20 protein-coding genes are annotated in these 24,485 nt (G+C 74.7%); 7 read left to right on the forward strand and 13 right to left on the reverse strand.

Annotation, left to right across the window (positions count from 1 at the left end):
• Positions 1–1,406: GH1 family beta-glucosidase (locus tag ATM99_RS04335; protein WP_369797990.1), on the forward strand; the 1,406-nt coding region annotated here is incomplete at its 5' end.
• A gap of 64 nt (positions 1,407–1,470) precedes the next feature.
• Here ATM99_RS04335 and ATM99_RS04340 read toward each other — a convergent pair.
• From ATM99_RS04340 to ATM99_RS04355, 4 genes are all read right to left on the reverse strand, one after another.
• Entirely contained in the window at positions 1,471–2,748 is a 1,278-nt protein-coding gene (locus tag ATM99_RS04340) for a threonine/serine exporter ThrE family protein (protein WP_369797991.1), read from the reverse strand.
• Between the two features lie 197 nt (positions 2,749–2,945).
• Positions 2,946–4,166: a hypothetical protein gene (locus ATM99_RS04345; RefSeq protein WP_062101707.1), complete on the reverse strand. Its 1,221-nt coding sequence runs from the start codon at positions 4,164–4,166 to the stop codon at positions 2,946–2,948.
• A 57-nt stretch (positions 4,167–4,223) separates the two neighbouring features.
• A complete protein-coding gene (locus ATM99_RS04350; protein WP_369797992.1) occupies positions 4,224–4,517 on the reverse strand; it encodes a hypothetical protein in 294 nt (97 codons plus the stop codon).
• A gap of 18 nt (positions 4,518–4,535) precedes the next feature.
• A complete protein-coding gene (locus ATM99_RS04355) occupies positions 4,536–4,958 on the reverse strand; it encodes an NUDIX hydrolase (protein WP_062101708.1) in 423 nt (140 codons plus the stop codon).
• Between the two features lie 122 nt (positions 4,959–5,080).
• Here ATM99_RS04355 and ATM99_RS19200 point away from each other — a divergent pair, with 122 nt between their 5' ends.
• From ATM99_RS19200 to ATM99_RS04370, 3 genes are read left to right on the forward strand one after another with little or no spacing between them, the layout of a single operon-like run.
• Positions 5,081–6,112, forward strand: coding sequence for an acyl-CoA dehydrogenase (locus ATM99_RS19200; protein ID WP_062101709.1), 1,032 nt, complete (start codon positions 5,081–5,083; stop codon positions 6,110–6,112).
• A complete protein-coding gene (locus ATM99_RS19205) occupies positions 6,106–7,590 on the forward strand; it encodes a PIG-L family deacetylase (RefSeq protein ID WP_062101710.1) in 1,485 nt (494 codons plus the stop codon). The genes ATM99_RS19200 and ATM99_RS19205 overlap by 7 nt, the downstream gene beginning before the upstream one ends.
• Positions 7,587–8,438 (forward strand): glycosyltransferase family 2 protein, encoded by an 852-nt coding sequence (locus ATM99_RS04370; protein WP_223304798.1) that lies wholly within the window; start codon positions 7,587–7,589, stop codon positions 8,436–8,438. Before ATM99_RS19205 ends, ATM99_RS04370 begins: the two co-directional genes overlap by 4 nt.
• 18 nt (positions 8,439–8,456) lie before the next feature.
• On the opposite strand, the gene ATM99_RS04375 is transcribed toward ATM99_RS04370, so the two are convergent.
• Both ATM99_RS04375 and ATM99_RS04380 read right to left on the reverse strand, forming a co-directional pair.
• Entirely contained in the window at positions 8,457–8,726 is a 270-nt protein-coding gene (locus tag ATM99_RS04375) for a hypothetical protein (protein ID WP_062101711.1), read from the reverse strand.
• 262 nt (positions 8,727–8,988) lie between these two features.
• Positions 8,989–9,594, reverse strand: a complete 606-nt coding sequence (locus tag ATM99_RS04380; protein WP_062101712.1) for a dihydrofolate reductase family protein — start codon at positions 9,592–9,594, stop codon at positions 8,989–8,991.
• Positions 9,595–9,991: 397 nt separating this feature from the next.
• Between ATM99_RS04380 and nrdD the strand changes: the two genes are divergently transcribed.
• Both nrdD and nrdG read left to right on the forward strand, forming a co-directional pair.
• Complete coding sequence (gene nrdD / locus ATM99_RS04385; RefSeq protein WP_223304799.1) at positions 9,992–12,256, forward strand: anaerobic ribonucleoside-triphosphate reductase; 2,265 nt, start codon at positions 9,992–9,994, stop codon at positions 12,254–12,256.
• 6 nt (positions 12,257–12,262) lie between these two features.
• Complete coding sequence (gene nrdG, locus ATM99_RS04390; RefSeq protein WP_082659254.1) at positions 12,263–12,913, forward strand: anaerobic ribonucleoside-triphosphate reductase activating protein; 651 nt, start codon at positions 12,263–12,265, stop codon at positions 12,911–12,913.
• Here nrdG and ATM99_RS04395 read toward each other — a convergent pair.
• The gene (locus ATM99_RS04395; RefSeq protein WP_046529952.1) at positions 12,897–13,118 is read right to left on the reverse strand and encodes an SCO4848 family membrane protein; all 222 of its coding nucleotides are present in this window, start codon (positions 13,116–13,118) and stop codon (positions 12,897–12,899) included. The genes nrdG and ATM99_RS04395 overlap by 17 nt on opposite strands.
• A gap of 103 nt (positions 13,119–13,221) precedes the next feature.
• Here ATM99_RS04395 and ATM99_RS04400 point away from each other — a divergent pair, with 103 nt between their 5' ends.
• On the forward strand, positions 13,222–14,217 hold the full coding sequence (locus ATM99_RS04400) for a pirin family protein (protein WP_062101713.1): 996 nt from the start codon (positions 13,222–13,224) through the stop codon (positions 14,215–14,217).
• A gap of 45 nt (positions 14,218–14,262) precedes the next feature.
• Here the strand turns inward: ATM99_RS04400 and ATM99_RS04405 are convergent, their stop codons facing one another.
• The 6 genes from ATM99_RS04405 to ATM99_RS04430 all read right to left on the reverse strand — a co-directional run bounded on the left by ATM99_RS04405 (position 14,263) and on the right by ATM99_RS04430 (position 24,295).
• Positions 14,263–14,961 carry a hypothetical protein gene (locus ATM99_RS04405; RefSeq protein WP_062101714.1) on the reverse strand — a complete coding sequence of 233 codons (699 nt, stop codon included), beginning with the start codon at positions 14,959–14,961 and terminating at the stop codon, positions 14,263–14,265.
• The gene (locus ATM99_RS04410; protein ID WP_150118115.1) at positions 14,958–15,851 is read right to left on the reverse strand and encodes a GNAT family N-acetyltransferase; all 894 of its coding nucleotides are present in this window, start codon (positions 15,849–15,851) and stop codon (positions 14,958–14,960) included. The genes ATM99_RS04405 and ATM99_RS04410 overlap by 4 nt, the downstream gene beginning before the upstream one ends.
• 175 nt (positions 15,852–16,026) lie before the next feature.
• Positions 16,027–20,346: an Ig-like domain-containing protein gene (locus tag ATM99_RS04415; RefSeq protein WP_062101716.1), complete on the reverse strand. Its 4,320-nt coding sequence runs from the start codon at positions 20,344–20,346 to the stop codon at positions 16,027–16,029.
• Positions 20,347–20,578: 232 nt separating this feature from the next.
• The gene (locus ATM99_RS04420) at positions 20,579–21,514 is read right to left on the reverse strand and encodes a carbohydrate ABC transporter permease (RefSeq protein ID WP_369797993.1); all 936 of its coding nucleotides are present in this window, start codon (positions 21,512–21,514) and stop codon (positions 20,579–20,581) included.
• Positions 21,508–22,536 carry a sugar ABC transporter permease gene (locus ATM99_RS04425; RefSeq protein ID WP_062101717.1) on the reverse strand — a complete coding sequence of 343 codons (1,029 nt, stop codon included), beginning with the start codon at positions 22,534–22,536 and terminating at the stop codon, positions 21,508–21,510. The genes ATM99_RS04420 and ATM99_RS04425 overlap by 7 nt, the downstream gene beginning before the upstream one ends.
• 82 nt (positions 22,537–22,618) lie before the next feature.
• Positions 22,619–24,295, reverse strand: coding sequence for an extracellular solute-binding protein (locus tag ATM99_RS04430; protein WP_062101718.1), 1,677 nt, complete (start codon positions 24,293–24,295; stop codon positions 22,619–22,621).
• Positions 24,296–24,485 lie beyond the last annotated feature (190 nt).

Raw genomic sequence — 24,485 nt, forward strand, 5'->3', positions numbered from 1 at the left:
ACCAGGAGGACCCCATGACCCGCCCGTTCCCGCGCCTGCCCGCCGGCTTCCGGTTCGGCTCCGCGACCGCCGCGTACCAGGTCGAGGGCGCGTGGGACGTCGACGGCAAGGGCCCGAGCATCTGGGACGAGTTCACGCACCGCGGCGGCACCGTGCGGCACGGCCACACCGGGGACGTCGCCAACGACTTCTACCACCGGTACGCCGAGGACGTCGCGACCGTCGCGGCGGGCGGCGTGCACGACCACCGGTTCTCGATCAGCTGGCCGCGCGTCGTGCCCGCGGGCACCGGCGAGGTGAACGCGGCGGGCCTGGACTTCTACGACCGCGTCGTCGACGCGCTGCTCACGGCGGGGGTGCAGCCCGTCCCGACGCTCTACCACTGGGACCTGCCGCTCGCGCTGCAGGAGCAGGGCGGCTGGTTCGCGCGCGCGACGGCCGACGCGTTCGCCGAGTACGTCGCGCACGTCGTCGACCGGCTCGGCGACCGCGTGGGCACGTGGCTGACGATGAACGAGACGAGCGTCCACACGCTCTACGGGCACGGGCTCACCGACCACGCGCCGGGCCTCGGGCTGGGGGTCGACGCGATGCTCGCGGGCCACCACCAGCTGCTCGCGCACGCGCGCGCGGTCGAGGTGCTGCGCGCGGCCGGGCCGTCCCGGGTGGGGATCGTCAACCAGCACTACCCCGTGCACGCGGCGTCCGACGACCCGGCGGACGTCGAGGCCGCGGCGGCGTTCGCGGCGCTCACGGTGTGGGCGTTCTCCGACCCGGTGCTCGCGGGCCGCTACCCCGAGGGCGTCGCCGAGCCGCTGGCCGACGCCGTCGCCGCGCACGGCGGAGACCTGGCCGCCGACCTGGTCCGGATCGCCGCACCGCTCGACGTGTACGGCGTCAACTACTACGAGCCGACCATGATCGAGGCGCCGCGCGCCGGCAAGGACTACCGCGGCGTGCTCGAGGTCGACGTGCCCGAGGGCCTGCCGTTCTCACCCGTGCCGTACCCGTCCGCCGAGCGCACCGACTTCGGCTGGTCGATCGCCCCCGAGGGGCTGACGCGTGCCCTCGTCGAGCTGCGCGACCGGTACCCGACCCTGCCGCCGGTGGTCGTGACCGAGAACGGCGCGTCGTTCCACGACGGCCCGCCGGACGCCGAGGGCCGCGTGCGCGACCCGCGGCGCATCGCCTTCCTGGCCGCGCACCTGCACGCGGTCGAGGACGCGGTGACCGCGGGCGTCGACGTGCGCGGGTACTACGTGTGGTCGGCGGTCGACAACTTCGAGTGGGCCGCCGGGTACGACGAGTCCTTCGGGCTCGTGCACGTCGACCGTGACACGCTCGTGCGCACGCCCAAGGACTCGTGGGCGTGGCTGCGGGACGTCGTCGCGGCGCAGGACGCCTGACCGCGCCGGTCGCGCGTCCGCACGGGGTGCCCGTCGCGCGCGGGGCGCCCGCCCTGCACGAGGCTCAGTGCTCGAAGCCCCACTCGCGGTCGGTCACCATGCGCGCCACGGCCAGGCCGACCGCGAGCGCGGTCACGACGAGCGCGGCCGAGACGCCGTACGTGAGCGCCTGCGTGACGTCGCCGTTGTTGAGGTAGTACATGGCCCGGTAGGCGGGCACGCCGGGGACCATGATCGTCACCGCGGGCACGTAGACCGTGATGCGCGGGATGTTGAGCCGCGGCGCGACCCACGCGGCGCCGAGACCGACGAGGAACGCGGCGATCGCGGCGGCGGCCTGCGGCGGCCAGTCGAGCAGCAGGACCGCCTCGATGCGCAGCAGGTTCGGCACCGCGGCGACGCTCGCGGCCGCGAGCGCCATGCGCCACGGGCTGTTGAACATCAGCGCGAAGCCGAGCACGCCGACGAACGACGCGACGAGCCGCAGCGTCGTCATGAGCGCCGGGTCGAGCGTGAGCGCGACCGGGGGGTCGGGGCTCAGGCCGACGGCGATCGACACGACCCACACCGCGAACGCGGCGGACACGAAGATCATGAGTGCCCACGTCAGTCGCGCGACGCCCGCCGAGAAGTCGAGCTTGGCCAGGTCGAGCGCGCCCGTGACCAGCGGGAACCCGGGGACCAGGAACAGCGCGGCGGCCACGTACCCGGCCTCGTGGACGGGGCCGGTGACGCCGAGGGCGTGCAGGGCCTGCACGAACCCGAGGTACCCCAGGCTCGACAGCGCGCCCGCGAGCATCGTGACGCCGAACTGGTTGAACCCGCGGTGCAGCATGATGCGCCGCAGGCCCTGCCCCAGGAACGCGCCGAGGAACGCGCCGATCACCTCGACCGGGCCGCCGTTGTTGAGGAACGCGAACGCGGCGCACGCGATCGCCGCCCACAGCGCGTTGAGCGCGACCGGGTACAGCGGCGGCTTGGCGGTGATGCGGTCGATCTCGGCACCGACGTCCTCGACCGTGACGGGTGCGCGCGCCTCGACCCGCTGGGCCAGCAGCTCGAGCTCGGCGAGCCGGTCGGTGTTGACCCCGACGGTCCGCACCTCGGTGACCTCGGTGCGGAACGTGCGCCCCCGGTGGGACGTCGTGGTGATCTCGGTGAGCGTGACGTGCGCGTGGTGGCGCTCGATCCCCAGCGCGTGCGCGATCCGCCCCATCGACGCCTTGACGCGGTACGAGCCGGTGCCGGCGGACAGGCTGAGACGTCCGACGCGCAGCACGACGCCCGAGCGGCGGATCAGCTCGAGCTCGGCGTCGTCAGGTTCGGTGGGCACGGCCCCCATCATGACGGGGGTGGGACGCGCCCGGCGGGACGTCGGCCCTACGCGGACACCCGTCCGACCGGTCCGCACCACCGCCGCCCCCGTCGCCCCCTCCCTCCGTCCGCCGGGCCGGTCGTCCGTCGTGCCGCCGGCCGCCGAGGCGCACCGATCACGGGGTCGCGCGGACCGCCCGCGTGCTCCGCGCGACCGCGAGCGCGTCAGGGCAGGTCGGCCGCCGCGCGACGTTCCTGGTCGCGGGCACGCTCGGCGGCCGACGACGCCCGGTCGAGCTCGCGCCCCGCGGCGCGCAGCGCCTTCTCCCGCTCACGCGCGCGCGTGCGCGCCGTCACGAGGCGCTCGTCGACGCGCGGCAGCCGGGCGCGCGCCTCGGCGAGCCGACGCCGGACGTCGGCCAGCGCGTGCACCAGCTCCTCCTCGGCCGCGTACGCCTGCGCCGACTCCCGCTCGGCGTCCTCGAGCGCCGTCGTCGCGTCCCGCTCGGCCGTCGCGGCGGCCTCGTGCCGTTCGGCCACGCGATCGAGGTCGCGTTGGGCCGCCTCCGCCGCCGTGACCGCGCGCGCGTGGCGCTCCCGCGCACGGGCGCCCTCCCGTTCACGGCGCTCGTGCTCGCGGTCCCGTGCCGCCCGCGCGCGGTCGGCCCCACCGTCGTCCCGACCGCGCGCCGTCGACGCACGGCCCCGCGCGCCGCCCGTACCGGGACCGGCGGACTCTCCCGCCGCTCCGTCCCCCGGGTCGACGACCGCGGCGCCGGAGCCCTGCCGCCGGGCACGGCCCGCGCCACCACTCCCGGGTGCGGTCCCGCCGTCGGCAGCCCCGCCGCCCGCGCCCGCCTCGGCGGAGGCACCGGCACCGGCACGACGGGCGGTGCGCGCGTCGTCGGCGTCACCGCCGTCGCCGTCCGCCCCGCCGTCCGCACCTGCGACCTCGTCACCCCCGCTCCCGACGCCCCCGAACCCGACGTGCTCGGTGCCGTGCGTGAGCGTCCCGGCCGCGACCGCGTCGGCGACGCGGGGGTCGGCGAGCGCGGCGGTGAGCGTCCGCTCGACCTCCTGGGCGGCGGCCGCCGAGACCGGCTGCCCGGCCGCGGCCGCGAGGCGGCGCGCCTGCGCGGCCCAGCCGGCGACGAGCGCGCGACGTCGCCTGCCGAGGTCGCGCAGCGCGGGCCCGTCGAGCGACCGCTCGGCGTCGCGCAGGCTCTCGCCGAGGTCGCGCAGCGTGCCCGCGAGCGTGGGGTCGTCCCGGACCAGCAGGTTCACGGCCGCGGCGGCGAGGGTGGGTTTGCGCAGCGCGCCGATGCGCCGGGCCAGGTCCCGGTCCTGCGCGGCGCGTGCCGCGCGCGCGGCGGCGTCGCGGCGCGCGACGAAGTCGTCGAGCGGCCCGCCGTACAGGTCGTCGACGACGTCGTCCAGGCTCACCACCGCCCCAGCGTGCCCGTCCGCGCGAACCCCCACCACCCCCGGGGCGCCCCGGGGGTGTCAGGTCCCGGGGTCGCGGCGCCGCGGCGGGTACCAGCGGTTGCCGTAGCGGCGGACGAGCCTGCCGTCGCTGATCTCGGCGAGCTCGTCGAGGCGTTCGAGCACGGCCCACGCGACGCGGCGCGCCTGACCGTCGCCGGGCGACTCGAACCGCACGGTCACGCGCGCCTGCCCGCGGACCACGCCGACGTCGTGCGCCTCGACGGTCGTGAGCGCGCGGGCGGCCTCGACGGCCGCGGGCAGCACGGCCGGCGCCGACGTCCCGGGGCGCAGCAGCCCGACGTTCGCGGTCACGCGGTAGGACGGCACCATTCAGCCCGGCAGCAGACCAGCGAGCCGTCGCGCGACGTCGACGAGCCCCACGCGGTCCAGCGCGTCGACGTCGGTGAGGGGCACCCACGCGGCCTCGTCGGTGGACCCGTCGACCTCGTGCGCGAGCGCACCGCCCACGACGTGCGCGCGGTACAGGATCCGCAGCGCGTGCAGGTCGGGCCCCGGTTCGATGCGGTCGGCGCCGGGCACGACGAGCGAGTCGATCCCCAGCAGCTCGTCGACCACGACGTCGTACCCGGTCTCCTCGCGGACCTCGCGCACGACCGTCTGCTCGGGGTGCTCACCGCCCTCGATCCCGCCGCCGGGCATCGACCAGCCGGTGTGCCCGCCCTCCGACCAGTGCGCGAGCAGCAGGCGAGCGTCCTGCACGACGACCGCGTACGCGGCGACCCGGGTGTCCACGGGCGTGCACGCTACCCCCGCGCACCACCGCCCCGCCGGGTCACGGACACGTCCCACCTCTCCGGTCGCCGTGGGCGGCGCCCCCGACGATGATCGGACGGTCGTCCCGCTGAAGGAGGCCCGTGACCAGCACCGCCCCGGTCCGTGTCGGCACCGCCGACCCGTGGCTGCCGGACCCGCTGCCCGCCGACGTCGACGCCGCGCTCGCCGCGGCCCCCACCTGGCCGGCGCACCTGCGGCCCGGCGCGGGGGCGACGGCCGCGCTGTGGTCGACGCTCGCGACCCTCGCGGCGCACGACCTGGCCGTCGCGCGGGCCGTCGAGCCGCACCTCGACGCGCTCGCGATCCTGGAGCAGGCGTGGTCGCCCGCCGACGACGACCGCACGTGGGGCGTGTTCGCGGCCGAGGGCCCGGGGGTGCGGCTGGAGGCCACGCGGCACCCCGACGGCCCCGCGGACGACGACGGCGAGCACGCGTGGCGGTTGACCGGCACGAAGCCGTGGTGCTCGCTCGCGGACCGCCTCGACGCCGCGCTCGTCACGGCGTACCTGCCGGACGGCTCGCGCCGGCTGTTCGCCGTCGACCTCACCGACGCGGGCGTGACGCTCGTCGACCAGGCGTGGGCGGCGCGGGGGCTCACCGAGATCCCGTCGACGCCCGTGGCGTTCGACGACGTGCCGGCCACCGCGGTCGGCGCCCCGGGCTGGTACCTGGAGCGTCCGGGCTTCTGGTGGGGCGGGATCGGGGTCGCGGCCTGCTGGTTCGGCGGCGCCGTGGCGCTGGGCCGCACGCTGTGGCAGCACGCGACGACGACCGACGACCGCCTCGTCGCGATGCACCTCGGCGCGGTCGACGTCGCGCTCACCGACGCGCGGCGCGCGCTCGCGGAGGCCGCGCGCGTGGTCGACGGGAACCTCGACCTGGGCACCCCCGGGACGGTCGTCGCCAAGCGCGTCCGCGCGACGGTCGCGCGCACGTGCGAGGAGGTCCTCACGCGGGTCGGGCACGCGCTCGGCCCGGCGCCGCTCGCTCTCGACGCCGCGCACGCCAAACGTGTCGCCGACCTGCAGGTGTACGTGCGACAGCAGCACGCCGAGCGCGACGACGCGTCGCTCGGCGGCACCCTGGCCGCCCGCGGGAACGCCCCGTGGTGACGTTCGACGGGCGCGCACCGGGCACACCCCCGCACGTGTGGGACGAGCCCCTCGCCGCGCTGCCCACGTGGTCGCTGCCGCGCACGCACCGCACGGTCGTCGTCGCCGCGCACCCGGACGACGAGACCCTGACCGCGGGCGGGCTGCTCGCCGAGCTCGCGGCCTGCGGCCGCCCGGCCGACGTCGTCGTGGTGTCGGACGGCGCCGGCTCGCACCCCGGATCACCCACGCTCGCACCGACCGACCTGGTGCGCCGCCGCGTGGACGAGGTGCGGCGCGCGGTCGAGATCCTGTCCCCCACGTCGTCCGTGACCCTGCTGGGGCACCCCGACGGCGGGCTGCGCGAGGCGCGCGACGAGATCGCCGCCGACCTGCGGCGCGTGCTGACCACCGGGCCCGCCGTCGGCACGCTCGTCACGACGTGGCGCGGCGACGGCCACCGCGACCACCGCGTGGTCGCCGAGGTGTGCGCCGGGCTCGCCGCGGACCTGGGCTGCACGCTCGCCGAGGCGCCGCTGTGGCTGTGGCACTGGGCGACGCCCGACGACCCGGCCGTGCCCTGGGAGGCGCTGCGCGTCCTGCCGCTGTCCGACCACGCGCTCGTCCTCAAGCAGCGCGCGGTCGCCGCGCACGAGACGCAGGTCGAGCCGTTGTCCGACCACCCCGCGGACGCCCCCGTCCTGCACCCGCGGTTCCTGCGCGGCTTCGCGCGGGACGTCGAGCCGTTCGTCGTGCACGCGCCGACCCGGGCCGTCGCACCGGCCGTCGCACCCGTCGCCGCTCGTCCCGCCGACGACCCCGCGCCCGCCGACGACCCGGCGTCCGCCGACGACCCCGGGCCCGCCGCGGGCGGGTCGACCCTGCCCGCGTCGTACTTCGACGCGACCTACGCGCGGCACGACGACCCGTGGGGCTTCACCGACCGCTGGTACGAGGCCCGCAAGCGCGCGCTGACGCTCGCCGCGCTGCCCGACGAGCGGTACGCGCGCGTGCTGGAGGTGGGCTGCTCGATCGGCGTCCTCACGGCCGAGCTCGCGCGCCGCGCGGACGCCCTGACCGCCACCGACGTCGCCGACGCGGCGCTCGACCGGGCCCGCGAGCGGCTCGGGGACGACGCCCCGCACGTGCGGCTGGTCCGGGGCGCGCTCGGCGGCGACGGGGACGACGCGCTGCCGGGCGGCCCGTTCGACCTGGTCGTGCTGTCGGAGGTCGGGTACTACCTGTCGGCCGTCGACCTCGCGGCCGCGCTGCCGGACCTGCTGACCCGGCTCGCGCGCCGCGGCACGCTGCTGGCGTGCCACTGGCGGCACCCCGTCGAGGACTACCCGCTGCCGGGCGACGCCGTGCACCGGGCGCTCGCGCGTGCGGCCGGGGCCGCGGGCCTGACGCGGCTGGTCGAGCACCACGAGGCCGACCTGCTGCTGGACGTGTGGAGCCGCGACCCGCGGTCGGTCGCCGAGCGGACGGGGCTGCGGTGAGGGGCGCGCTGGGTGTCATGGCCGACGCCGCGGGGGTGGGCGCCACGGGCGTGGACGCCTCAGGTGCGGCCGGTGTCGGCACGGCAGATGTCGGCGCGGCGGGTGCGGACGCGGTCGCGGAGGACGGCACGGTGCGTCGCGCGACGGTCCCGGCGCCCGTCGCGCACGTGGCCGTCGTCGTGCCGGTCCGCGACGAGGAGCTGCTCCTCGCGCGCTGCCTGGCCTCGGTGCGCACGGCGCGGCGCGCGCTGCTGGAGCGCGGCGGGTGCACGGTCGACGTGGTGGTCGTGCTCGACGCGTGCCGGGACGCGAGCGCCGACGTCGTCGCGCGGTTCGGCAGCGTGCGGGTGCTGGAGACGGCGGCGGGCGACGTGGGTGCGGCGCGTGCCGCCGGGGTCCGCTCGGCGCTCGCGGTGCGGCCCGTGGCCGCCGAGCGCACGTGGCTGACGTGCACCGACGCGGACTCGGCGGTCGAGCCGGACTGGCTGCTGGAGCACCTGCGGCTCGCGGACGCGGGGGCCGACGTGGTCGTCGGGACCGTGCACCCCGACCCGGCGGACCTGACGACGGCGCAGTGGGACGCGTGGCGCGCGGCGCACGAGCCGGGGCGCCCCAACGGGCACGTGCACGGCGCGAACCTGGGCGTGCGCGCGTCGGCGTACCTCGCGGCGGGCGGGTTCGCCCCGGCGCCCGAGCACGAGGACGTCGACCTCGTGGCGCGCCTGCGCGCGACCGGCGCGCGGGTCGTCGCGTCCGACGCGGTGGACGTGCTGACGTCGGGCCGCGCCGTGGGCCGCACGCCCGGCGGCTACGCGGGCCACCTGCGCGCGACGCTGCTGCGCACCTGACCGCGCGCGGCGGCCGGGTCAGTCGGCGCGGACGACCCGCAGACGCCAGCCGACGACGGCGGCCACGGCCGCGACGACGAGGCACACGAGACCGGTGACGAGGGCCGAGTGCGCCGCGTCGAGGATGTCGTAGCCGTACGCCGTGCCGGCGTGCCACGTCGAGATGTACCACCGGTTGCCCCAGGCGATGAGGTTGCCGCCCGCGAGGAGCACCGCCACGACGGCGGCGAACCGCGCGAACCGTCGCCCCCGCCCGACCACCCGTGCCACCGCCGCCACGTCGCTCATGCGCCCGACCCTAGCCGCGCCGGTGCCCGCCCGGGCCGGTTCGCGCCGCACGTCTCCGCAGAGCGCGGCACTCCCACCCACCCCGGTCCTCCCCACCGAGCGCGGTACTCGTGCACCGAGCGCGGTACCGACGTGTGCCGCGCTCGCGTGGCGTGCACCGCGCTCGCGTGGCGTGCACCGCGCTCGCGTGGCGTGCACCGCGCTCGCGTGGCGTGCACCGCGCCGCACCGGCGGTCGCGTCCGCGTCCCGCGGGGTGCGACGTCAGGACGCGGGCAGGTGCTCCCTGGCGTCGTCGTACCCGGCGGCGCCGGGCAGCTCCGAGGGCGCGTAGACGAGCCGCAGCACGCCGGTCGGGTAGGCCTCGGACGAGACCAGGCGCAGCGGACGCACGGGCCCGTCGTCCCACAGCCGCGCACCGCTGCCCGCCGCGACGGGGTGGACGTAGAGCCGCAGCTCGTCGAGCAGGCCCGCGGCGAGCAGCTGCCGGACCACCGACAGCGACCCGGCGACAAGCACCTTGCCGACGGTCGGGTCGTCGCGCAGCGCGCGCACGGCGGCAACGACGTCGGCGGTGCGCTCGGCGTTGCGCCAGCCGAGGTCGGCGTCGCCGCGGGTCGCGACGACCTTGCGGACGTCCCCGAGCTGCGCGGCGAACCCCGCGTCCTCGCCGCCGGCGGCCTCGCGCCCGGGCCACGCACCGGCGAACGAGTCGTACGTGACGCGGCCGAGCACGAGCGCGTCGACGTCCTCGTAGTCGCTGCCGACGCCCGCGCCCATGCGCTCGTCGAAGTAGGGGAAGTGCCAGGCCGGGTCGACCTCGGCGACGCCGTCGAGCGCGATGAACAGGGTCGAGACGATCGTGGCCACGCGGGGCTCCTCACCGGTGGTGGGCCCCCGTCCCGGGGGCCGCCTGCCCGTGCTGACCGGGCTCGGGCGGCGGACTCGTCGGGGGCGTCGCGAGGTGTGCACGACACGCCGGGACGTCGATCCCGTGGGGGCCTCGCGATCAGGCACGTCGACCGATCCCGGGACCTTCGACCCACCCCGCCCCACCCCCCACAAATAGTGTGACGGCCGTGTAGTTCACACAACATGTTGTGTCTGACCGTGGAAAACCACGGACGCCGCGGTCCCGAGGGACGACGCGGCGCGGACCCCGGCGCGAGCCGCGCGGGCCCCGGGCACGCACACCGCAGACACCGAGCAGAGACCAGCCGGTGCCGCCCCGACGGCGGCGCCGGCGCAGCCGTGGGAGGGGCAGTCCGTGAGCATCGTGGAGCTGGAGCCGCAGACGCGTGACGACGAGGTCACGGGGGACGTCGACGCCGTCGGGACAGGTGTCCTGCTGGTCGAGAAGCGCGACGGCCGCCTGCTGCGGTTCGACGACGCGCGCATCCGCGCCGCGCTCACCAAGGCGTACGCGGCCGTGCACGGCGAGCCGAACGTCGTGCACCGGCACGCGGTCGCGGCTCTCGTCGAGCGCGTCGACGCCGAGCTCGCGGCGCGCTTCTCCTCGACCGTGAAGATCTACGAGGTCCAGTCGGTCGTCGAGCACGTGCTGCTCGAGTCGCACGAGTACGACGTCGCCCGGGCGTACATCGACTACCGCGTCGAGCGCGACCTGGCGCGCAGCCGGTCCACCGACCTCAACCACTCGATCGTGCGCCTCATCGACAAGGACCAGGCGGTCGTCAACGAGAACGCCAACAAGGACTCCGAGGTCTTCAACACGCAGCGCGACCTGACGGCCGGAACGGTCGGCAAGGCGATCGGCCTGCGGCTGCTCCCCGCGCACGTCGCGAACGCCCACCAGAAGGGCGACATCCACTACCACGACCTCGACTACCACCCGTACGCGCCGATGACGAACTGCTGCCTCATCGACTTCCGCACGATGCTCGCGGACGGGTTCCGCATCGGCAACGCGCAGGTCGAGCCGCCGCGGTCCATCCAGACCGCGACCGCGCAGATCTCGCAGATCATCGCGAACGTGTCGTCGTCGCAGTACGGCGGCTGCTCGGTCAACCGGATCGACGAGCTGCTCGCGCCGTACGCGCAGCGCAACCTCGACAAGCACCTCGCGGACGCCGCGCGCTGGATCTCGGACGCGTCGCTGCACGAGGAGTACGCGCGCGAGCGCACCACCAAGGACATCTACGACGCGATGCAGAGCCTCGAGTACGAGATCAACACGCTGTTCACGTCCAACGGGCAGACGCCGTTCACGTCGGTCGGGTTCGGGCTGGGCACGAGCTGGCTCGAGCGCGAGATCCAGCGCGCGATCTTCCAGATCCGCATCCGCGGCCTGGGCCGCGAGGGCCGCACCGCGATCTTCCCCAAGCTGATCTTCACGCTGCGCCGCGGCGTGAACCTCGAGCCGTCCGACCCGAACTACGACCTCAAGCAGCTCGCGGTCGAGTGCTCGACCAAGCGCATGTACCCGGACGTGCTGAGCTACGACAAGATCGTCGAGCTCACGGGCTCGTTCAAGGTGCCGATGGGCTGCCGCTCGTTCCTGCAGGGGTGGCAGGACGCGGAGGGGAACGACGTCGTCGAGGGCCGCATGAACCTGGGCGTCGTGACGCTCAACCTGCCGCGCATCGCCCTGGAGGCGCGCGGCGACCTGGCGCGGTTCTGGTCGCTGCTCGACGAGCGTCTCGACATCGCGCGCGACGCGCTGATGTACCGCGTGGAGCGCTGCAAGGAGGCGACGCCGGGCAACGCGCCGATCCTGTACGTGCACGGCGCGTTCGGGCAGCGCCTCAACCCCGACGACGACGTGGACGTGCTGTTCCGCGACGGCCGCGCGACGGTGTCGCTCGGGTACATCGGCCTGTACGAGGTGGCTGCCGCGTTCTACGGCGGCGCGTGGGAGCAGGACCCGGAGGCCAAGCGGCTGACGCTCGACGTGCTGCGGACGCTCGCCGAGCGGGCCCGGGAGTGGAAGGCCGCCACGGGCTACCACTTCAGCGTGTACTCGACGCCGAGCGAGAGCCTGACCGACCGGTTCTGCCGCCTCGACAGGGAGAAGTTCGGCGCCGTGCCGGACATCACCGACAAGGACTACTACACGAACAGCTTCCACTACGACGTGCGCAAGGCGCCGACGCCGTTCGAGAAGCTCGACTTCGAGATGGACTACCCGCAGTACGCGTCGGGCGGGTTCATCCACTACTGCGAGTACCCGGTGCTGCAGCAGAACCCGGCCGCGCTCGAGGCCGTGTGGGACTACGCGTACGACCGCGTGGGCTACCTGGGCACGAACACGCCGATCGACCGCTGCCACGAGTGCGGGTTCTGCGGCGACTTCACGCCCACGGCCCGCGGGTTCGCGTGCCCGGGCTGCGGCAACACCGACCCGCGCACGTGCGACGTCGTGAAGCGGACGTGCGGCTACCTGGGCAACCCGCAGCAGCGGCCCATGGTGCACGGGCGGCACGTCGAGATCTCGTCGCGCGTCAAGCACCTGCCGGGTGCGACGTCCCTCGACGCCGCCGCGGCCGACGCGCCGCCGACGCCCCGGGGCTGAGGCGCCGTGGCGCGCGACCCCGGCCCGGGCTGGGTGTCGGACAGGGTCAGCCACGGGTACGTCGCCGACTACAAGCCGTTCGTCATGGTGGACGGCGAGGGCGTGCGGTGCAGCCTGTACGTGTCGGGCTGCCTGTTCGCGTGCGAGGGCTGCTTCAACGAGGCGGCGTGGAGCTTCCGCTACGGCCGCCCGTACGACGACGCGCTCGAGGACCGCGTGCTCGCGGACCTCGCGCACCCGGCCGTGCAGGGGCTGTCGCTGCTGGGCGGCGAGCCGTTCCTCAACACGGAGGTGTGCCTGCGGCTCGTGCGGCGGCTGCGCGCCGAGCTCGGGACGACGCGCGACGTGTGGGCGTGGACGGGCTACACGTTCGAGGAGCTCGCGGCCGGGCACGACGACCAGCGCGCGTTGCTCGCCGAGGTCGACGTGCTGGTCGACGGGCGGTTCGAGCTCGCGCAGCGGGACCTGACGCTCGCGTTCCGCGGCAGCCGCAACCAGCGCGTGCTGGACGTGCGGGCGTCGCTCGCGGCGGGCGGCGCGACGTGGCACGCGGCGGGGACGCGGGTGCCGCCGAGCGCGTCGGGCCCGACGCCGCCCGACGGGCCGGGCGTCGGCGCACCGCCGGGGGTCGCGGCGGCGGTCAGCCCACGAGCGTGAGCACGCCGGCCGTCGCGACCGCGAGGCCCAGCGCGAGCGACACGACGACGAGCACGACGTGCACGGTGAGGAACCGCGTCGCGCGCCCGGCGGCGTCGCGCGCCCGCGGGTCCTTGGCCACGCGGCGCAGGAACGCCGGCCACACGACGAGGTTCCAGAGCCCGGCGACGACGAGCAGGACGGACCAGGCGACGGGGAGCTCCACGCGTCGATGCTGGCACACGCGCCGCCGACGGCCCGGCACCGTCCGTCGTCGACCGACGCCGGGCGCCGTCGACCGACGCCGGGCGCGCCCGTAGCCTGACCGCGTGACGAACCTCGAGCCCCGCCCGACCGAGCAGGTGTGCGTCGCGGGCCCGGCCGCCGACGTCGAGCTCGTGGAGCCGCGCGACGTCCCGCTGGGCGGCCCGCGGGCGATGACGGTGCGCCGCACGCTGCCGTCGCGCGCCCGCTCGCTGGTCGGCCCGTTCTGCTTCGTCGACCACTACGGCCCCGACGACGTCGCCGCGACCGGCGGCATGGACGTGCCGCCGCACCCGCACACGGGTCTGCAGACCGTGACGTGGCTGTTCGAGGGCGCGGTGCTGCACCGTGACGCGCTGGGCTCGGAGCAGACCATCACGCCCGGGCAGCTCAACCTCATGACCGCGGGGCGCGGCATCTGCCACTCCGAGGAGTCGACGCCCGCGACCTTCCCCGACCGCCCGGTGCTGCACGGCGTGCAGCTGTGGACCGCGCTGCCCGAGTCGGCGCGGCACGGCGACCGCGCGTTCGAGCACGTCGCCGACGTGCCGCGGGTGACCGTCGACGGCGCCGAGCTGCAGGTGTTCCTGGGGCGGCTGGGCGACGTCGAGTCCCCGGCGCGCGCGTACTCGCCGCTCGTCGCGGCGCAGGTCGACGTGCCCGCGGGGGCGCGCGTGCGGCTGCCCGTCGACCCGACGTTCGAGCACGCCGTGCTGGTCGACTCCGGCGCGCTGCGGTTCGAGGGCCACGACGTCGCGCCCGCGTGGCTCGCGTACGCGCCGCCCGGGCGCGACGTGCTCGCGCTGGAGGCCGGCGACGCGCCCGTGCGCGCCGTGCTCCTGGGCGGCGCGCCGTTCGAGGAGCCCGTGCTCATGTGGTGGAACTTCGTGGGCCGCACGCACGACGAGGTCGTCGAGGCCCGCGCGCAGTGGCAGGCCGCTGTCGCCGGCGACACCGAGGGCCTGGGACGGTACGGCGAGGTGCACGGCTACGACGGCCCGGCGCTCCCGGCCCCCGAGCTGCCGAACGTCCGCCTGCGCCCCCGCGACCGCGCGCGCTGACCCGCGGAGCCTCGCCCGACGCCGCCCGCGGGTCCGTGGCGGCCGTCAGTCGTCGACGTCGAGGACGTCCGACGGTGCCGCCTCGCGCGCCGCCAGCGTCGGGTCGGCCAGCAGCGCGTCGACCACGGCCCGCGGTGCACCGATCGCGAGCTCGCGCGTGTAGATCGGCACGCCGACGAACCACGTGCGGTCGTCCGGCCAGACCAGCGAGGGCAGGTCGTGGATCGCGGCGTCGAGCGCCAGCACCGCGCGCAGCGGCCCCGTCCACAGGTGGTACCCGCGGTGCGGCAGATCGAGCCGTTCGGCCGCGGGCCGCTCGACGCGCACCGCCGCGAGCACGGCGGCCGCCTCGGCCTCCGCCCGCGCGCGCTCGCCGGGCGTCGCGCCGGGCGCCATCAGGAGCGCCGTCCCCATGCCCGGCGCCGTGCGCGGGTCGGTGCCCGGGTCGTGCAGGAACCCCCAGCCCTCCCACAGCCCGCAGTGCACCGGCTGCGCCCCCGTGACGGGCGCGAGCACGTCCAGCACCCGGCGCACGACGTCGGCCGACGACGGACCCCCCGCCTGGTCGCCGTCCGGGACGAGGCGCACGACCGCGTACGCGTCGTACCCGTGCGGCACCGCGTGCCCGAGCGTCGGGCCGAACGGGCCGAGCCGCGGGGCGATCCACACTCCTGCCGCGGCGTCGCCGTCCCAGCGGGCTCCGGCGACGGCCAGGTGCGAGGTGCGGACGACCTCCCCGCTCACCCTGCGCCCCCGAGCACGGTCCACCACGTCGCGGTCACGCGCGGCGCGAATCCCAGGGCGTAGTAGAACTGCTGGTGGGACCCCACCTGCGCGCGCGGCGCGCCGCGCGCGGCGCAGCGACGGACGGCCTCCAGCACGGCGGCCCGCCCGAGGCCGCGCCGCCGGTGGTCGGGGTCGGTGCAGACCGGCTCGACGACGGCGGCGTGGTCGCCCTCGTGCCACCACGTGCCGCAGTACGCGGCGTACGTGCCGTCGTCGGCGACGACGAGGACCGACAGCGACGGGTCCTGCGACGGCGACGAGACGGCACGCTCCCGCCATGCGAGGGCCTCCGGGGTCGCGGCCGGCTCGCCGTCCTGACCGAAGCCGCGGTGCATCAACCGTTCCAGGCGACCCAGGTCGACGCCCTGGTCGAGGCCCTGCACGCGGTACCCGGCCGGGAGCGGGTACGCGAGACCGCCCTCGAGCTCGAGGACCGTCGCCTCGTCGCCGTGCTGCGTCGCGACCAGCCCACGAGAACGCGCGAGTCGCTGCAGCTCGACGTCGGCGTCGTCGACCAGGACGCGCACGCCGTGCGGGCCGCGCAGCGCGGCGAGAGCGTGGTCGAGCACCTCGGGCAGCAACCCCGCGCACCCGGGGTCGACCGCGAGGTACGCGTCGCCGGGGACGTCCTCGAACGTCGCGACCGCGACGACGCGCCCCTCGCGCTCCCACACCCCCACGCGGTGCAGCGCCGCGCGGTCGAGGCCGGGCTGCGCGAACGCCCACTCCCACCGGCTCCACCCGAACACGGGCGGCCGCTCGGCGCCGACGTGCAGCCGCCGCAGGAAGTCCCGCACCGGGACGAAGTCTCCGTCGAGGTCCGTACCGCGGTAGGGCCGCACCGTCACCACCACGTCCGTCCGCCTCCGTCGTCACGACGACGCCGCGACGGCGACGTCGGGTCACGACGCTAGGGCGCGGCGGGTGCGCGCCACCAGGGCGGAAGGTCACGGCCCGCCCGGCGGTGACGGACGCGAGTCGGGTCGCGTCCGTCACCGCCGCGCGGGCCGGGGTCGTGCCGCGTCAGCGCCCCGCGTGGCGGCGGCGGGCGACGACGACCAGACCGGCACCGAGCACCAGCACGAGCGCGGACGCCGCCCCGATGCCGGCCACCTGGGCACCCGTGACGGCGAGCGCACCGCCGCGACCCGCGGACGGGGCAGCGGCGACCTCGACCGTGACGGTCGACGTCGTGCGGTTGCCCTGCGCGTCGGCGACCACGTACGTGATGGTCACGCTGCCCGTGAACCCGGGCTCCGGCGTGTAGACGAGCTTGCCGTCGACGATCGCGACCGTGCCCGACGCGGGCTGCGTGACGTCGACGATCGTCAGGGCGCCGCCCTCGGGGTCGCTGCTGCCCGCGAGCACGTCGATCACGACCGGGCCGCCGTTGCTGCCCGTCACGCTGGTCGGCGGCGCGACGGGTGCGCCGTTGGCGACACGGACCGACGCCGTGCCGCGCCGCGTCGCGGTGCCGTCGCTGACGACGTACTCGAACGTCACGTCGCCCGACCAGCCGGTGGGCGGCGTGTACGTCACGACCCCGTCGACCAGCGCCACCGAGCCGCGCGGCGTCCCGTCGGCGTCCACCGGCGTGCCGACCTCGACGACCGTGAGCCGGTCGCCGTTGTCGTCGGTGACGCCCGCGAGGACGTCGACCACCACGGGCGTGCCGTACGGCGTGGCCACGGGGTCACGGTGCTCCGGCACGGCCGGGGCCGCGTTGTCGACCGTCACGACGAGCGTGCCGTCCGCGGTGCCACCGGCGCCGTCGGCGACGGTGTACGCGACGGTGACGTCACCCTTGAAGCCGGGGGCCCCGGTGACCGTGAGGCTGCGCCGGTCGCTCGCGACCGTGACGCGCGCGCCCTTGTCGGCCGACGCGGCGGTGACGACCAGCTGCTGGTCGGTGCCCGCGAGGTTCGCGTCCGTCGCCAGGGCGACGACGTCGACCGTCGCGGGCGTGCCCGCCGGGGTCGACACGCGGGCCTGCCGGGTGACCGGCGCGGCGTTGCGGACCGTGACGGTGACCGACGCGGTGCCGGTCGCGCTGCCGTCGGTCGCGGCGTAGTCGAACGTCGCGACGCCCGCCCAGCCGGCCGGCGGCGTGTACCGGACCTGCCCGTCGACGACCTCGACCGTGCCGCGCGGCGTGCCCTGCGCGTCGACCGGCGTGGTGAGGGACTCCGGCACGACCGTGAGGGCGTCGCCGTTCGCGTCGTCGTCGTTGTGCAGCACGTCCACCAGCACGGGGGTGTCGGTGTCGGTCGCGGCCGTGTCGGGCAGCGCGCGCGGTGCGGCGTTGTCGACCGTGACGAGCAGCGTGCCGTCCGTCGAGCCGCCGGCGCCGTCCTCCACCGTGAACGTCACGGTGACGGGGCCGCGGTAGCCCGGCGCGGGCCGCACGTCGAGCGTGCCGTCGGAGTTCACCGTGACCTGCGCGCCGTGGTCGGCCGACGCACCCGTGACGGTGAGCTCCTGGTCCGTGAGGCCGGACGCGACGTTGACGTCGGACGCGTGCGCCAGGACGTCGACGCCCGCGAGCACCCCGTCGGTCGCGACCGTCGCGGTCGACGTCGTGACGACGGGTGCGACGTTGGGCGTCGTGACCGTGACCGTGCCGGTGCCCGTCAGGCCCATCGGGTCGGTCGCGACGTACGTGAACGTGTCCGTGCCCGCCCAGCCGACGGCCGGCGTGTAGCGGATCGCGCGGTCGCCGACGAGGACGGCCCCGCCGTGCACCGGCGCGGTGCCGACCGTGACGGCGAGCGTGTCGCCGTCGGGGTCGCTCACGGCGTCCGCCACGTCGACCACGACGTCCGCGGCGCCGTCCGGCACGGCCACGGTGCGGTCCTGCGCGACGGGAGCACCGTTGAACGTGACCGTCGCGGTCACGACGGCCGAGCGCCCGGCAGGGGTCTGGTCGTCGGCCACGCGGTACGTCATGGTCGCGGGCCCGCTCGGGTTCGCGGGCGCGACGTAGGTCACGACCCCGGTGGTGGTGTCGACGGTCGCGTCGCCCTGCGTGAACGGCGTGACCACCTCGAGGTGGATCGGGTCGCCGTTCGGGTCGGAGTCGTTGGCGAGCAGCGGCAGCGCGGTCGTGCTGCCCGGGTTGACGCGGAACGTCTCCCCCTGGGCCACCGGTGCGCCGTTCGTGACGGTCACGGTGACGGTGCCGGTCGTGGCGCCGCCGCGCGTGTCCTCGACGACGTACTCGAACGTGTCCGTGCCGCGGAAGCCGGCCGTCGGCGTGTAGACGAGTCGCTGCTGGTCGTCGACCGTCACGGTGCCGTGCGGGGTGGTGGTGGGCACGGTGCGGAAGGCGATCGCGTCGCCGTTGGGGTCGGAGTCGTTCGCGAGCACCGCGATCGTCACCGGCGCACCGGCGGTCGTGGCGGTGTCGTCGCCGACCACGGGCGCCTCGTTGACCACGACGACCTGCACGGCCGCCGTCGAGCGCAGGCCCGTCGGGTCCTCGATCGTGTAGGTGAACACGTCGCGCCCCGCGAAGTCGGCGCGCGGCGTGTAGGTGATCGCGCCGTCGGCGCCGATCGTCGCGGTGCCGCCCGCGGCGTCCGTGACCGCGACGGTCCGCAGCGGGCCGCCCTCGGCGTCGCGCGCGTCGGCCAGCACGTCGATCCGCAGGCCCGGCGTCGCGGTACGCGGCGTGAACGTCCGCACGTACGGCTGCGCGACGGGCGGCGTCTGACCGTCGGGCGCGGTCTCGGCGACGGTCCGCTCGACGACGTTCGTCGCGGACGACGCGGCGGCGCGCGTGGTCTGGCCGCGGTACGTCATGGCCGCGGCGTTGACGAGCTCCACGCCCGCGGGCGCGTCGTCCTCGACCCGCACGCGGAACGTCACGACGTGCGCCGGGTCCGTGCCGACCGTGATCGGGATGTCGCCACCGCGGGTCGCGTCGGCGCCCGCGCCGAGGTGCACGACCACATGGCCGCTCGGGTTCTGGGCGTAGTACCCGAGGTCGTCGCCCTCCGCGTCGGACAGCGGCTGCCCGTCGACCTGCAGCGAGCCCGGGACGTACGTCGTGCCGGTGGGGATCGCGTCGAAGAACCGGCTGTCGGACGCGACGTCGAGGCCGATGTTGCTCACGGGGACCGTGTACTCGAGCACGTCGCCGCGCCGCACGTCTCCGCCGTTGAGGTCGGTGACGGCCTTGTGGCCCAGCAGCGTGGGGTCGTACAGCTCGGTCGAGAACGTCACGACGCCGGGGAAGAACTGCTCGCCGCCGGTCGTCAGGCGGAACCTGGCGCTCGTGGCACCGTTCGGGATGTAGTCGCTGCCGACCGTGAACACGTCGGCGTCGAAGCCGAGCTGGTTGCGGTAGGCGGGGGTGCGGCGGCTGCCGTCGGCCTCGGCGCCGGGCAGGAACGCCCGGTCCACGCCACCGCGCGTGATCGTGGAGTTGAACGCGTTGTCGGCGGGGTTCGCGGCGTCGGTGAGCGCGCGGCCGTTGAGCAGCAGCTGGTCACCGACGAGCCCGCGGTCGCCCTCGTAGGTGACGACGCCGACGGACGTGCGGATGTCACCCGTGGGCGGGGTGATGAAGCCGTCGACCGTGAACTCGGGCAGCGGGTCGTTGTTGGCGACCGAGCCGAACCCGTCGAACACCGTGAGGTTGCGCGCGGGCGCGGCCGGGTCGGCGACCGCGACGACGAGCGTCCAGCCCGCGTAGTTGTTGGTGCTGCCCGACGTCGACTGCACGTTGCCGACCGTGTACGAGCCGCTGCCGGCGGCCGTCACGAGGTCGGTCACGTCGGCGTACGCCTGGTAGCCCCGGTCCGGCGCGGCGTCGACGTGCGCCGCCGTGAGGTTCGTGTAGCCCGACGCGCCGGGGACGCGCAGCACGGCGCGGTCGCGGCGGGTCGCGTCCGCGTTCGTCGTGTTGGTCGCGGCGGTGCGCCCGCCCCAGTAGAGCCGAGCCCACAGCACGCTGCCGCCCGACGGGATCGCGAGCTCGGCGGACGAGGAGTTGAACGTCGAGCCGTCGGCGTCGACGTCGACGAACGTCATGGTGTGGTCGTTGTTGCTGAGGTTCGTCGACGACGACCCGTCACGCACCGCGGCGCAGTTGTTCGCGCCCGTCGTGCACGTCATCAACGTGTTCGCGGAGAGCAGGATCTCGCCGTTCGTGTTGGTCGAGAACACCGAGCCGAACGGCCGGTACTCCGCTGCCGCGGCGGGCGTCGCGAGCCCCACGAGCGCGAGCGGTGCGACCAGCGCGGCGACGACCGCCGCCGCGAGCATCGCCGCGCGGCGCCGTCCTCGCCCCGACGCGTCCGCGCGCGTCCCCCTGCGCGTCCCGCGCACCACCTGCACCATCGTCACGACCGTCTCCCTGCCTCCGTGGACGGACGCGCGTTCAAGACGCCCGTCCAGCAGGCAACGTAGGGAGAGGCGCAAGGGGCCGTTGGTGACGCCGCGGGGCGAATGCGACGCAGCGGACCGGGTGAAGAACGAGGTCAGCGCCGCGGCCTGGGTACCAGGACCCAGGCCGCGGCGCTGCGGCGCCTCTCGGGCGGCGGCACCGTGGGTGCTGCCACCCCTGCGGGCGTCAGCCCTTGACGGAGCCGAGCATGACGCCGGAGACGAAGTACCGCTGCACGAACGGGTACACGCAGAGGATCGGGATGATCGTGAGGATCATGGTGACCGACTGGATGTTGGCGGCGATCGCGGCGGACGTCGTGCCCGCGACGGCAGCCCCCTCGGACGCCGCGGACGACGCCCCGGCGATGAGGTTGCGCAGGAACAGCGTGACCGGGAACAGCTCCTGCTTGTCGATGTACAGGAACGCCGCGAACCAGTCGTTCCAGATCGCCACCGAGTAGAACAGGATCATGGTCGCGATCACCGCCTTGGACAGCGGGATGACGATCCGGCCGAAGATGCCGAACCAGCCCAGGCCGTCAATCTGCGCGGCCTCCTCCATCTCCGCCGGCAGGTTCTCGAAGAACGACTTCATGACCAGCAGGTTGAAGATCGAGATCGCACCCGGCAGCACCACGGCCCACATCGTGTTCTTCAGCCCGAGGGTCTGGATGAGCACGTAGTTGGGGATCAGGCCGCCGTTGAAGAACATCGTGAACATCGCGACCCAGATCAGTCCGGTGCGCCCGCGCAGGTGGTGCTTGGACAGCACGAACGCCAGCAGCGTCGTCAGGACCATCGCGATCGTCGTCCCGACGACCGTGTAGACCACCGTGTTGCGGTACGAGTTCCAGAACAGCTTGTTCTGCCAGACCGCGTTGTACGTGTCGAGGTTGAACCCGACGGGCCACACGTTGACCAGCCCCGCCTTGACGGCGCCGGGGCTCGAGAACGACTGCGCGATCACGGTGATGAACGGGTACAGCATGAACAGGCACAGCAGCACCAGGAACGTGCCGTTGACCCACGTGAAGACCCGGTAGCCGCGCGAGTCGCGCGGGCCGACGGACGTGCCCCCGGCGGGGCTCGTCGAGGACGTCAGGGCGGACTGCGTCACCACAGGCTTGCTCCCACCACTCGGCGCGACACGAAGTTCGCGGTCAGCACCATCACGAGGCCGATGAGGGCCTGGAACAGGCCGATCGCGGTCGCGTAGCTGAAGTTGTTCGAGACCAGCCCGACCCGGTACAGGTAGGTCGAGACGACGTCGGCGGTCGAGTAGGTCAGCGGGTTGTACAGCAGCAGGACCTTCTCGAACCCGACGTTGAGGAACGTGCCGATGTTGAGGATGAGCAGCGTGACCATGGTGGGGCGGATGCCCGGCAGCGTCACGTGCCAGGTCTGGCGCCAGCGGTTGGCCCCGTCGATGCGTGCGGCCTCGTAGAGGGACGCGTCGACAGTGGTGAGCGCGGCGAGGTAGAGGATCGTGCCCCAGCCGACGGTCTGCCAGATCTCGGACCCCACGTAGATGGTCCGGAACCACTCGGCGCGCTGCAGGAACGGGATCGCCTCGCCACCGAACCCCTCGACGATCTGGTTGACCGTGCCCTGCAGCGACAGCAGCTGCATGGTCATGCCGACCACGATGACGACCGACAGGAAGTGCGGCAGGTAGGAGATCGACTGCACGGTGCGCTTGAACGCGCGGTGCCGCACCTCGTTGAGCGCCAGCGCGAGCACGATCGGCAGCGGGAAGCAGAACAGCAGGGTCAGACCGCCGAGGATCGCCGTGTTCGCGAAGACGTTCCAGAAGTTGGGGTCGGACAGGAACATCTCGATGTACCGCGTGCCGACCCACTCGTCGCCGATGATGCTGCCGCCGGGGCGGAACCGGCGGAAGGCGATGATGTTGCCGAACATCGGCGCGTACCGGAACACCAGCAGGAACAGCACCGGGACCAGCGCCATCGCGTACAGCGGCCAGTCGCGCCGGAAGGCCGCGCGCATCGGCACCTTGCCCGAGGCCCGGCCGCGGCGGGGGCGGCCGGCGGGGCGACCCCCGGCGCCGCCGGGGGCGGGCGCCCGTTCGGGCCGCCGACCCTCGGTCACGAGTGCGTCGCCCGTCACTTGAGCTGCGCTCATGTCTCACTCCTTCGTGAGCAGGTGGTGCCCGGTGGGCCGGCCCCGGACATCGGGGCCGGCCCACCGGGCGGGGAGGGCGGGCTCAGCCCTTCTCAGCGGCACGCTCGCGCGCACCGTTGATGAGGTCCATGTACTGGGAGAGCCCCTGACCCTCGAGCTGGCTCAGGAAGGAGTCCCACTGCGACAGGTCCCGCTGGCCGAGGATGAACTCGAGCGTCGCGGTGTCGACCGAGTCCTTGAGCGGCGTCGCCAGGAGCGACGACTGCTCGAGCTCGGTCTCGTCGAGGGGTGCGCGCGGGAACGGGTCGCGCGGGGTGCGGGTCGAGAGCACCGAGTCGATGTACTCGACGAACGCCGGGACGTTGTACGACTCCTTGAGCGCACGCGACTCGGTCGAGCCGGCGAACACGTCGTTGGCGAAGCCGAGGTCCTTCTTGATGTCGATCGTGCCACCCGGGTTGAGGTTGATCTGCTTGTGCGTGTACTCCGGGTTCAGCGTGAACGTGTCGCCGTCCTTGGTGTACGTCTCACCCTCGACGCCCCACTGGATCATCTCGCGGGCCTCGGGGTTGTAGTACAGCCAGTCGGTGAACGCCAGCAGGTCGCAGAAGTTCGGGTCGTTGACGGCGTCCTGCGTGAGCATGAAGCCGTTCCAGAAGTTGCGCGGCTCGACCACGGCGCCGGCCGGCCCGCCCGGGGGCGCGATCTGCTTGAGCTCGTAGTCCGTGACGCCGGCCGCGTCGAGCGCGGTGGCGAACTCCTGCACGGTGCCGGACGCGCCGGACGCGGCGAAGACCGTCTCGGCGGCGATCTTCTCCGTCACGGTGCCGCCGCCGTCGTTGGAGTCGGTGAACGACTCGGTGTCGAGCAGGCCGTCGGTGGCGAGGCCGTTGAAGTACTCGACCATCTGCTTGTAGCCCTCGGTGGTGGGCGCGTAGACGAACTCGTCGGCGTCCTCGTCGTACCAGGCGCCGGTGCCGAAGCCCCAGCCGCCGACCGTGCCGAACGAGTGGGCGGCGTAGTTGATCATCGACTGGCCCTCGAAGCCGTCCGCGAGGGGCTTGCTGTCGGGGTACTTGGCCTTGATCATCTCGAGGCCGGTCTGCAGGTCCTCCCACGTCTCGGGGGCCGGGGCGCCGACCTCGTCGAAGACGTCCTGGCGGATGATCAGCGTGAAGACGGGAACCGAGACCTCCTGCAGGCCCGGCACCATGTAGTACTTGCCGTCGGCCTGGCGCAGGTTGTCGATCATGTCGCCCAGGTCCCACTCCTCCACGTACTTCTGGAAGTTGGGCATGTACTCGACGTAGTCGCTCATGGGCACGACCGCGCCGGAGGCGGCGAACTGCCGCTCGTCGCCCGTGTACGTGAGCGGGATGATCTGCGGCGCGTCACCCGCGCTGATGAGGAGGCTGCGCTTCTCGGTGGCGTCGCTGAACGGGATGTTGGTCAGCGAGAGCTTGACGTTGGTGCGCTTCTCGATCTCGTCGAAGAACTGCCACGAGTCGGTGATCGGGTAGTCGGGCCAGTCGGTCCACAGCGCCGTGAACTCGCGCGGCTCGGAGGCCTTCCACGGCTGGTCGGCCGTCCCGGTCGTGCACTCGAGGTCGGCGCCCCCGCCGTCCGCGGTGCTGCCGCCGCCGCTGTCGCCGCTGCCGCAGGCCGCGAGGCCCAGCGTCGCCGCGAGCGCGGCCGCGCCGATGGCCCCGGCACGACGCCGTCGTCCGGCGCCTCCCGTGTACGTCCCGCCGTTGAGCATGTAGGTCTCCTCATCGAGTCCAGGCCCGGGCTACGCCGACCGGGCCGCGGACCGGCCGCCACCGTCCGCCGTCGGGCGGTGGTGCAGGTCCTCGTGCGGGGCCCCGGTCGAGGCACGGAAATCAGGTTGACGCGACCGGGGACCGATAGTTTCAGGAGGCTAGGTCCCGACATTCACCCCGTCAAGGGAT

This window comes from Cellulomonas sp. B6 (genome assembly GCF_001462455.1).
In the GTDB taxonomy this organism is placed as follows: Bacteria; Actinomycetota; Actinomycetes; order Actinomycetales; family Cellulomonadaceae; genus Cellulomonas.